The organism is Micromonospora sp. NPDC049799 (genome assembly GCF_040656655.1).
Lineage (GTDB): Bacteria > Actinomycetota > Actinomycetes > Mycobacteriales > Micromonosporaceae > Micromonospora.
This window is the reverse complement of sequence record NZ_JBFAMU010000177.1, coordinates 1-9,558: the sequence shown is the minus strand read 5'-3', so window position 1 is coordinate 9,558 and position 9,558 is coordinate 1. Positions and strand designations below refer to the sequence as shown.

The window sequence follows — 9,558 nt, the reverse complement described above, 5'->3', positions numbered from 1 at the left end:
GCCCCGCGCGGCGGCCAGGTCGACGGTGGACGGCGAGGTGGCGGCCACCCACAGCGGCACCGGGCGGCGGGGCCGGGGCACCACCGACACCGGCCGGAAGGGGAACCGGGGCGTGCCGGCCACCGTGGGCGCCCCGGACAGCCACCGGGTCAGCAGGTCCAGCGACTCGCCGAAGCCGTCGGTGAAGCGCGGCAGGCCGGTGCCGAAGACCTCCAGGTCCACCCAGGGCCCACCGCGCCCGACGCCGAGGGTGAACCGGCCGCCGGAGAGTTCGTCGAGCAGCACCGCCTCCTCGGCGAGGGCCACCGGGTGGCGGTTGGACAGCACGCAGGCGGCGGTGCCGACGCTGATCCGCCGGGTGGCCCCCAGCAGGTGCCCGGCGAAGGTGACCGCCGACGGGCACACCCCGTACGAGATGAAGTGGTGCTCGGCCATCCACACGCCGGCGTAGCCGTGCTCCTCGGCGGCCAGGCCGTAGGCGTGCGCGTCGGCCAGCGCGTCGGCGTGCGTGGCGCCCGGGTGCCGACCGGCGAGCAGGAACAGGTGCGCCCGCACCCCGTGCCCCGCCCGCCGGTCGTGCCCGGCCGGATCAGCAGTCACGCAGCTCGGGGGACTGGTTGAGCAGTTGTCCGCGCGGCGAGATGAACCGCCGGTAGGCGTCCGAGTCCACCGCGGACGGCCGGAACGCCGCGACGCGGTGGCAGTTCTGGAAGGCGAGCTTCACCCCGAAGTGCCGCTCCAGGCCGGCCCGGATGGCGTCGCTGGCCAGTGCCCGCAGCAGTTGGCCGCGCTCGGCCTCGGTGGGCGGCGGGATCACGTTGTCGGCGCGCTCGCCGCCACCGGACTCCAGGTCGGCGACCACCCGGCTGACGGTCGCCCAGGCGTACGGAAGCGAGTCGCGGACGCAGGCGACGAAGTCCGCGTCGTCGATCGGGCCGCGCTCGGCGGCGTCGAGCAGGGCGGGCGGGACGGTGAGAGACATGCTCCTCCTCACGGGTCGGTAATGACTACGATTGTCATTACTGTCACAGAGGGAGCACACCATGCGGTCCGGCCCACGTCAACACGTTCCGGGCGCGTCGGATCGACGGTGCGTGACGAGTGTCGGGCTCAACCCCGGCGGGGGTGGCCCTTGAGGTGGCGGCCCAGCTCGCGGGCGATCTCCCGCTGCGCGTCCCGCTCGGCGAGGGTCTGCCGCTTGTCGTACGACCGCTTGCCCCGGGCCAGGGCCAGCTCCACCTTGGCCCAGCCGCCGGAGAAGTACATCGACAGCGGCACCAGGGTCACCCCGCCCTCGCGCAGCTTCTCCAGAATCCGGGCGATCTCCACCCGGTGCAGCAGGAGCTTGCGGGTGCGGCGCGGCGCGTGGTTGGTCCAGGTGCCGTAGCCGTACTCGGCGATGTGCAGGCCGTAGAGCATCAGCTCCCCGTCGCGCTCCTGAGCGAACGCGTCGACCAGGGACACCCGTCTCTCGCGCAGCGACTTGACCTCCGTGCCGGCCAGCACGAGGCCCGCCTCGTACGTCTTCAGGACGGTGTAGTCGTGCCGCGCCTTCTTGTTCGAGGCGATCAGCGTGCGGTCGGTCTGCCGGGCGGCGCTCACCCGGTGGAGGATATCGGCCCGGGTCAGCCGGCGCGGCGCAGCCGGTCGGCCAGCTCCCGCACCGCCTCGGCGAAGCGCGGGTCGAACTCTCCCGGCCAGTGCCCCAGGATCGGCGGCGGCACGCTGTCGTGCGGCGGTACGACCACGTCCCACGGATCCCGCAGCCGCCGGTCCACCGAGCCGGCCGGCCCGGCCACCGACGACGGCTCCCCGACGCGGTGCGGGCAGAAGATCCAACTGCCGATCGGGTCGGTGTCCCGCCACAGGTTCAGCCAACGCCAGCCGATCCGGTCACCCACCTCGCGCAGCACCCCCTCACCCACGTACGCGGGGAACTGCCGCTGGTAGAGCCGGCGCAGCGGCGACCCGTACGTCAGCAGGGCCACCCGTTCGCCGACCGCCGGCGGCAACTGCAGCACCGTCGCGGCGAGCAGCACCGACCCGTGGCTGTGCCCGGTGAGCACCACCCGGTGCCCCTGCCCGACGAGCCAGGTGATCCGCCGGCTCAGCTCCGGCACGGCCCGCTCGGCGTAGCAGGGCGGCGCGAAGGGATGCGTCCCGCGCGGCCAGAACGTGCCCAGGTCCCACAGCACGCCCACGTACCGGCGGAACTCCATCGTGCGGTACGCGAACAGCCCGCCCACCAGCAGCGCGATCAGCGTCGCCGCGATGAGGTAGCTGCCCACCGTGACGCCGAAGTTCACCAGACCGGACGGCACGCCGGTCAGGCGCTCGACGACGTCACCCGGGTACACCCCGAGCAGCCCGACCGCGCTGGTCGCCATGCCCAGGCCGGCGAGGAACGCGTACACCACGCCGAGGGGCTCCAGGAGTTCGGTGAAGCTCGCCCGCGCGACGGCCTTCTCGACCTGGCGCAGCCGGGGAGCGGCCTCCGGCGGGGCGTGCGGGAAGTCCCGGGCCACGGAGGCCGCGGCGGAGCGCCGCCGGCCCGGCCGGGACAGCAGAACCGTCCCGGCACCGACCACGAGCGCGACCATCACCGCCAGGAAGAACCCGAAGATCGCCCACTTGTACGGCAGCGGCGGCGAGGTGGCCAGCCGCTCGGCGGTGGGCGCGTTGCGGTCCAGCAGGTCCGCCACCCGGTACACCAGCTCGGCGGAGAACGCTATCGCCAGCCCGGTGGCGACGCTGGCGATGACCGGTGCGCCGTACCCGCGCCGGGCCCCGCCCTCGGGCTGCCCGGCCCGCATGGACAGCACCACGCCCCAGAGCGTCAGCAGCAGGCACGTCTGCGTCGCGAAGAGCGCGGCGACCGTGACGGAGTACCCGGGCAGGCCCCCGCCGTCGGGCCACGGCGCCGGATCTGCCGCCACCACGACGACCACCAGCACGGTCAGCGCGCATGAGGAGTCCCGCAGGACTCGGGTGAAGCGGTCGATACCCCGGTGGGCCCGGACCGAGTCGATCTGCGGGTGCAGGCAGACCAGGACGACGCAGGTGGCCAACCCCGCGACGGTCACCACGAGCAGCGCCGGCGCGCCCGCGCCGCCGTCGCCCACCCGGGCGACCAGCAGGACGAGGTTCAGCGTGCCGAAGGCGACCGCCACGTGGATCGCCCGCAGCCGCGCGACCAGCGGTGCCCGGTCCCACCGGCCGACGACGCTCAGCTCGTGCCGGCCTTCGGTGGCGGCCGGTGGGCGGAACGTGGCGAAGGGGCCCGCCGGGCGGGCGCCGAGCCGCCAGATCACGGCCACCGCGGCGACCGGAACCAGCGACAGCACCGCCAGCCGCAGGCCGACTGGCCGCCCACCCAGCCAGGACAGCCAGCTCCGGCCGGACAGGCAGGTGGGCATGGCCAGGCACTTCCACGCCACCAGGTCCAGCGCCACTCCGGCGACCGTCAGCACGTACAGGGCCGTCAGCGTCACCGCCAGCAGCCGGCACAGCGCCTTGAACGCGAGCGCCCCGGCCGTCGCGGGACGCATCCAGATCGCCACGTTGGAGAGCATGAACGGCAGGAGGAAGACCAGGGACAGGGTCCGCACGGCGGTCCCGGAGGGCAGGTCGTTCCACCGGTACGCCTCCAGCACCACCCCACCCGCCCCGGTGGCACCCGGATAACCGGGCCGGACCCGGTAGAACCCGCCGGACCGGTCCCCGGCGACCTGCGACACGTCCGGGCGGTCCAGCACCTGTTCGGCGCCCGCGCCGGAGACCCCGTGCACGCGCAGCTCGACGACGTCGCCGGACGCGGACTCCACGCCCGACGGCGCTGGACTTCGCGACATCGGCCCCCCGGAAACGTCCTCCCGGTGGCCGTGGGCCGGCCACCGCCGCCGCCCCACGCGGCGGGCGGTCGTCTACCCGTTCGGTCGCCGGTCAACCGCCGTTCCTCCCGGCGGGTGGGCGACGGCCCAACCCAGGTGGTTCCATGGTCGCCATGGCGAACCCGGTGATCCTCACCATCGACGACGACCCGGTGGTGTCCCGGGCCGTGGCCCGGGACCTGCGGCGGCGCTACGGCGACCGCTACCGGGTGGTGCGGGCCGGCTCCGGTCCCGAGGCCCTGGACGCGCTGCGCGAGCTCAAGCTCCGCGGGGAGCAGGTCAGTCTGCTGCTCGCCGACCACCGGATGCCCGAGATGACCGGCGTGGAGTTCCTGGAGGCGGCGATGGACCTCTTCCCCGCCGCACGGCGGGTGCTGCTCACCGCGTACGCCGACACCGACGCCGCGATCGACGCGATCAACCTCGTCGACCTCGACCACTACCTGCTCAAGCCGTGGCACCCGCCGGAGGAGAAGCTCTACCCGGTGGTCGACACCCTGCTCGACGCGTGGGCGGCCACCCCCGACGCCTCCGCCGCCGAGTTGCGCGTGGTCGGGCACCGCTGGTCCGCGCCGTCCTTCGCGGTCCGCGACTTCCTGGCCCGCAACCTCGTCCCGTACCGGTGGCTGCTCGCCGACGACCCGGAGGGCGCCCGGCTGCTCGCCGCCGCCGGGGCCGGCGAGGCCGACGTGCCGCTGGTGGTCACCGCCGAGGGCAAGACCGCGGTCGCCCCGACCGAGACGGAACTGGCGGCACTGGTCGGGCTCACCGTCGCGCCGGCCGCCGACTTCTACGACCTGGTGGTCGTCGGCGGCGGTCCCGCCGGGCTCGGCGCGGCCGTGTACGGCGCTTCCGAGGGCCTGCGGACCGTGCTGGTGGAGCGGCGGGCCACCGGCGGGCAGGCCGGGCAGAGCAGCCGCATCGAGAACTACCTCGGCTTTCCCGAGGGCGTGTCCGGCGCGCAGTTGACCGACCGGGCGCGACGGCAGGCGCTGAAGTTCGGCGCGGAGCTGCTGACCACCCGGGAGGTCGTGCAACTGGCCGACGCCGGCTCCGCCCGGGTGCTCAGCTTCGGCGACGGCAGCCGGATCGCCGCGCACACGGTCGTCCTGGCCACCGGCGTCGCCTACCGGGTGCTCGACGCCCCCGGCCTGGCCGACCTCACCGGGCGGGGGGTCTTCTACGGCTCCACCGCGACCGAGGCGCCGAGCTGCGTCGACCAGGATGTCTACATCGTCGGCGGGGCCAACTCCGCCGGCCAGGCGGCGGTGCACTTCTCCCGGTACGCCACCCGCGTGCACATCCTCATCCGGGGCGCCGACCTGACCGCGTCGATGTCCCGGTACCTCATCGACCAGCTGGACCGCATCGACAGCGTGCAGGTGCACCCGCACACCGTGGTGGCCGGCGGCGAGGGCGACGACCACCTGGAACGCCTCACGCTCTGCGACACCCGCACCGGCGAGACCCGTACCGTCGACGCGTCCTGGTTGTTCATCTTCATCGGCGCGGAGCCGCGTACCGACTGGCTGGACGGCACGGTGGTGCGCGACCGGCGGGGCTTCGTGGTCACCGGGCCGGACCTGGTGGCGGGCGGGCGACGACCACCGGGCTGGTCGCTGTCGCGGGACCCGTACCACCTGGAGACCAGCCTGCCCGGCGTGTTCGCCGCCGGGGACGTCCGCGCCGAGTCGGTGAAGCGGGTCGCCTCCGCGGTCGGCGAGGGCGCGATGGCCGTGTCGCTGGTGCACCGCTACCTGGAGGCCCAGTGAGCGCGAGGAGTGAGCCGGTCCTGCGAGCCCCGCAGTCGCGATCGGAGGGAGCGCAATGACCACCGAGGATCGCCTGACCGTCGACGAGGTGCGCACCCTGTTCCTCTTCGAGTCCCTCGACGACGCCCAGCTCCGCTGGCTGGCCGAGCAGGGCCGGGTCGAGCGGCGGGTGGCGGGCAGCGTCGTCTACGCCGAGGGGGAGCCGGCGACGTGCTTCTTCGTGCTGCTGCGCGGCGCGGTGGCGATGAGCCGGCGGGTCCGCGGCGACGACGTGGAGGTCAACCGCACCGACCAGCGCGGCGTGTACGGCGGGGCCACCCAGGCGTACCTGGACGAGCAGGTGGAGCAGGTCTACCGCAACACCCTGCGGGCGGTCGACGAGGCGGAGTTCTTCGTGCTGCCGGCGGAGGACTTCGCGCACGCCGTACGCGCCTGGTTCCCGATGGCGATGCACCTGCTGGAGGGCCTCTTCTTCGGCATGCGGGACTCGCAGACCATCATCGGGGAGCGGGAACGCCTACTGGCCCTCGGCTCGCTGTCGGCGGGCCTCACCCACGAGCTCAACAACCCGGCCGGCGCGGCCGTCCGGGCGACCGCCACGCTGCGCGAGCGGGTGGCGGGCATGCGCCACAAGCTCGCGATGATCGCCGACGGGCGGCTCGACGGTCGTGCCCTGCACGGGCTGGTGGCGTTGCAGGAGGAGGCGGTGGCCCGGGTCGCCGACGCGCCGCAGTTGAGCCCGATGGCCGCCGCCGACGCCGAGGACGAGCTGTCCGACTGGCTCGACGAGCGCGGGGTCGGCGGCGGATGGGACCTGGCGCCAACCCTGGTCGCCGGCGGTGTCGACGTCGACTGGCTGGCCAAGGTCTCCGAGGCCGTCGGCCCGGCCGACCTGGAGGCGGCCGTCCGCTGGCTCACCTACACCCTCGACACCGAGCTGCTGATGCGCGAGATCGGCGACGCCGTGACCCGCATCTCCGGCCTGGTCGGCGCGGCCAAGCAGTACTCCCAGCTGGACCGCGCCCCGCACCAGGTCGTCGACGTGCACGACCTGCTCGACGCCACCCTGGCCATGTTCAAGGGCAAGATGCCCCCCGGGGTCCGGCTGGTCAGGGAGTACGACCGCGCGCTGCCCCCGATCCCCGCGTACGCGGCGGAGCTGAACCAGGTGTGGACCAACCTGGTCGACAACGCGCTCGGCGCGATGGGGGAGGAGGGCACCCTGACCGTGCGCACCGCCCGCGACTCCGACCGGCTCGCGGTCGAGGTGGCCGACACCGGGCCGGGCATCCCGCCGGCGGTGCGCCCCCGCATCTTCGAACCCTTCTTCACCACCAAGCCGGTGGGCGAGGGCACCGGCCTGGGCCTGGACATCTCGTACCGGATCGTGGTGCGCAAGCACCACGGCGACATCCGCGTGGATTCCGTCCCCGGCGCGACGGTGTTCCGGGTGCTCCTTCCGCTGACCGCGGAGCCGGTCACGACCTGACCGGGCACCGCGACCGTGGATGCCGTGCGCGCGGCAATTCGGCTCGCCGCCACGCCGCCGGCCGGTGAGAATGCCAGCGTGGAACACCGCGCGATGGTACGGCTCAGCAAGCGCATGTCCCTGGCCCTCCGGCACGAGCCGGGTCGCTTCGGCCTCGCGCCCGACGGGGCCGGGTGGGTGCCGTTGCCGGCCTTCCTCGCCGCGCTGCGGATCGACCGGGCCGACCTCGACGCGGTCGTCGCGGACAACGACAAGCAGCGGTTCGCGGTGGAGCGCGGGCCGGACGGGGTGGACCGCATCCGCGCCAACCAGGGCCACTCCATCCCGGTCGACCTGGGCCTGGAACCCGTGTCGCCGCCGGCTCGGCTCTACCACGGAACCAGCGCCGATGCCCTCGACTCGATTCGCGCCACCGGCCTGCACCGGGGCGGCCGGCACCACGTCCACCTGTCCCCGGACGTGGAGACCGCCCGACGGGTGGGTGCCCGGCGTACGGGGGTGACGGTGGTGCTGACCGTGGACGCCGCCGCGATGGCCCGGGACGGCCACGTCTTCCACCGCAGCGCCAACGGCGTCTGGCTCACCGGGGCCGTACCGCCCCGCTACCTGACCACCTGACGTCAGGCGCGCTCGCGGGCGAGGAAGTCCGCCAGGACCCGGGTGTGGGTGGAGAACGCCAGCTCGACCGGCTCGGTGAGCACCAGCCACTCGGTCGCCTCCTCGGTCGGCGCCGAGGGGGGCAGGTCCTCCGCGGACCGCGCCGGCAGCTCGCCGAAGACCATCATGGTTCCACCGGCCGGCGCGCTGTGCACCGCGAAGAGCTCCGCGTCGGCCGCGTCGGCGAGCAGTCCCGTCTCCTCTCGCAGCTCCCGGACCAGGGCCTCGTTCCACTCCTCGCCGTACTCGACGAAGCCGCCCGGCAGCGCGAGCAGCCCGCGCGCCGGTTCGATGTCCCGGCGGACGACGACCACGCCCACGCCGTCGGCCGTGCGGACCGGCAGCACCGCGACCGCGACGGGCAGCGGGTTGCGCCAGACCGTCTGACCGCACGTGGCGCAGACCCGCGGCCACCCGGCTCCCGCGGAGTAGGCCGCCCCGCAGAAGGAACAGTGCGAGTACGCGGAGCCCGTCATGCCGCTGCACGTTACCCGCCGCCGGGTGGTCTACCCGTCCGTGGCCTGGCGGGCCTACCCGGCAGGCCACACAGCCCGGTCAGGCCGCCGGGTCGCCCGTGTAGAAGGCGGTGGTGCGCTCGGCGGCTGCGCGGGCCGCCGCCTCGTCGGTGCCGGCGGCGACGCTCGCCTCGCGCCACGCCTCGCTGCTGCGCGTGACGTAGTCCTTCCCCTCCGGCGACGCGGTCCAGGCGGCACTCTGCTCCGGGGTCACCCCGCTGCCGTCCGCGGCGAGGTGCGAGGCCAGGCCGAGCAGCCCCAGGTCCCATCCGACGCCGACCGCACCCGGGCCGTACAGGTCCCAGAACTCCTGCGCGACGGTGGCGATGTGCTCCAGCTGGAAGCGGGTGCGGCCGTCGTCGACCGGCGTCAGCGTGACCTCGATCCAGCTCACCTCGCCGCCCATCTCCCAGGTGGCGGCGAAGCTCCTCGGCGGGTCGCAGCGCTCGACGGTGCCGCCCGCGTTGCCCTCCAGCTGGTACTTCCCGTGCAGCCGCAGGTCGCCGGAGACCGGCAGGAACCAGCGGGGGATGCGCTCGGGGTTGGTGCAGGCGTCCCAGACGTCGTCCAGGGGCGCGTCGTACGTCTGGCTGATGGTCATCACCCGGGCCTCGCCGGCCTCGAGCGTGCGCGTGCCGACCTGGCGACGGATGGCGTTGACCTGGCTGGTGGCGTCGATCATGGTTGGTTCCTCTCCTCGGGTGCGGCGGGGGACGGGTCGCTCCCGCGACGCTCACGTCGGCCTCGGGCGAGCTCGGTCGCGAGGGCCTGCAACGGGTTGGTCCAGAACTGGCGGAACTGGTGGAGCCACTCGTCCACCTCGCGCAGGGGCCGGCTGTCGACGGCGTAGAGCCGCCGGGTGCCGGCCACGCGTACGGTGGCGAATCCGTTGTCCCGCAACACCTTCAGGTGCTGCGAGACGCCGGGTTGCGAGATCCCGAACTCGGCCCGGACGACGTCGACCAGCGCGCCGGCGGTCATCTCCCCGTCGGCGAGCAGCTCCAGGATCCGGCGCCGCACGGGGTCGCCGAGCACATCGAAGGCGTGCACCGGACCTTTATATCAGGACGGCCTTATTTAAGCCAACGGTGATACGAGGATCTCCGCCGCGGCCCGCTCGCCGGCCTCGATCGCCCCGTCGAGGTAGCCGGCCCACCGGGTGGCGGTCTCCGTGCCGGCCCAGTGCACCCGCCCGACCGGCCGGCGCAGCTCCGGCCCGTACGCGCGCCACGCGC

Annotated in this window: 11 protein-coding genes; 3 read left to right on the top strand and 8 right to left on the bottom strand. The window is 74.1% G+C overall.

Annotated features, from left to right (window positions below):
• The 4 genes from AB0I76_RS15480 to AB0I76_RS15465 form a co-directional block, all read right to left on the bottom strand.
• The coding region (locus AB0I76_RS15480; RefSeq protein ID WP_357034994.1) for an LLM class flavin-dependent oxidoreductase at positions 1-600 on the bottom strand (600 nt) is incomplete at its 3' end.
• Positions 590-982: an SCO5389 family protein gene (locus AB0I76_RS15475; protein WP_357034991.1), complete on the bottom strand. Its 393-nt coding sequence runs from the start codon at positions 980-982 to the stop codon at positions 590-592. The genes AB0I76_RS15480 and AB0I76_RS15475, both read right to left, overlap by 11 nt.
• A gap of 128 nt (positions 983-1,110) precedes the next feature.
• Positions 1,111-1,602 (bottom strand): SsrA-binding protein SmpB, encoded by a 492-nt coding sequence (gene smpB / locus AB0I76_RS15470; RefSeq protein WP_357034988.1) that lies wholly within the window; start codon positions 1,600-1,602, stop codon positions 1,111-1,113.
• A gap of 23 nt (positions 1,603-1,625) precedes the next feature.
• Positions 1,626-3,824: a hypothetical protein gene (locus AB0I76_RS15465; RefSeq protein ID WP_357034984.1), complete on the bottom strand. Its 2,199-nt coding sequence runs from the start codon at positions 3,822-3,824 to the stop codon at positions 1,626-1,628.
• Between the two features lie 170 nt (positions 3,825-3,994).
• Here AB0I76_RS15465 and AB0I76_RS15460 point away from each other — a divergent pair, with 170 nt between their 5' ends.
• The 3 genes from AB0I76_RS15460 to AB0I76_RS15450 all read left to right on the top strand — a co-directional run bounded on the left by AB0I76_RS15460 (position 3,995) and on the right by AB0I76_RS15450 (position 7,769).
• Entirely contained in the window at positions 3,995-5,662 is a 1,668-nt protein-coding gene (locus AB0I76_RS15460; protein WP_357034981.1) for an FAD-dependent oxidoreductase, read from the top strand.
• Positions 5,663-5,717: 55 nt separating this feature from the next.
• Positions 5,718-7,151, top strand: a complete 1,434-nt coding sequence (locus tag AB0I76_RS15455; RefSeq protein WP_357034978.1) for an ATP-binding protein — start codon at positions 5,718-5,720, stop codon at positions 7,149-7,151.
• Positions 7,152-7,244: 93 nt separating this feature from the next.
• Positions 7,245-7,769 (top strand): RNA 2'-phosphotransferase, encoded by a 525-nt coding sequence (locus AB0I76_RS15450; protein ID WP_357035000.1) that lies wholly within the window; start codon positions 7,245-7,247, stop codon positions 7,767-7,769.
• A 2-nt stretch (positions 7,770-7,771) separates the two neighbouring features.
• Here the strand turns inward: AB0I76_RS15450 and AB0I76_RS15445 are convergent, their stop codons facing one another.
• From AB0I76_RS15445 to AB0I76_RS15430, 4 genes are all read right to left on the bottom strand, one after another.
• On the bottom strand, positions 7,772-8,284 hold the full coding sequence (locus AB0I76_RS15445; protein ID WP_357034975.1) for an NUDIX domain-containing protein: 513 nt from the start codon (positions 8,282-8,284) through the stop codon (positions 7,772-7,774).
• 79 nt (positions 8,285-8,363) lie between these two features.
• Entirely contained in the window at positions 8,364-9,005 is a 642-nt protein-coding gene (locus AB0I76_RS15440; RefSeq protein WP_357034972.1) for an SRPBCC family protein, read from the bottom strand.
• Positions 9,002-9,373, bottom strand: a complete 372-nt coding sequence (locus AB0I76_RS15435) for a metalloregulator ArsR/SmtB family transcription factor (protein WP_357034969.1) — start codon at positions 9,371-9,373, stop codon at positions 9,002-9,004. Before AB0I76_RS15435 ends, AB0I76_RS15440 begins: the two co-directional genes overlap by 4 nt.
• A 27-nt stretch (positions 9,374-9,400) precedes the next feature.
• On the bottom strand, positions 9,401-9,558 hold a 158-nt coding region (locus AB0I76_RS15430; RefSeq protein WP_357034997.1), incomplete at its 5' end, for an FAD-dependent oxidoreductase.

Coding starts and splice junctions, on each gene's coding strand:
- AB0I76_RS15475 (WP_357034991.1), bottom strand. CDS start 982: ATGTCTCTCACCGTCCCGCCCGCCCTGCTCGACGCCGCCGAGCGCGGC.
- AB0I76_RS15440 (WP_357034972.1), bottom strand. CDS start 9,005: ATGATCGACGCCACCAGCCAGGTCAACGCCATCCGTCGCCAGGTCGGC.
- AB0I76_RS15445 (WP_357034975.1), bottom strand. CDS start 8,284: ATGACGGGCTCCGCGTACTCGCACTGTTCCTTCTGCGGGGCGGCCTAC.
- AB0I76_RS15460 (WP_357034981.1), top strand. CDS start 3,995: ATGGTCGCCATGGCGAACCCGGTGATCCTCACCATCGACGACGACCCG.
- AB0I76_RS15455 (WP_357034978.1), top strand. CDS start 5,718: ATGACCACCGAGGATCGCCTGACCGTCGACGAGGTGCGCACCCTGTTC.
- AB0I76_RS15450 (WP_357035000.1), top strand. CDS start 7,245: ATGGTACGGCTCAGCAAGCGCATGTCCCTGGCCCTCCGGCACGAGCCG.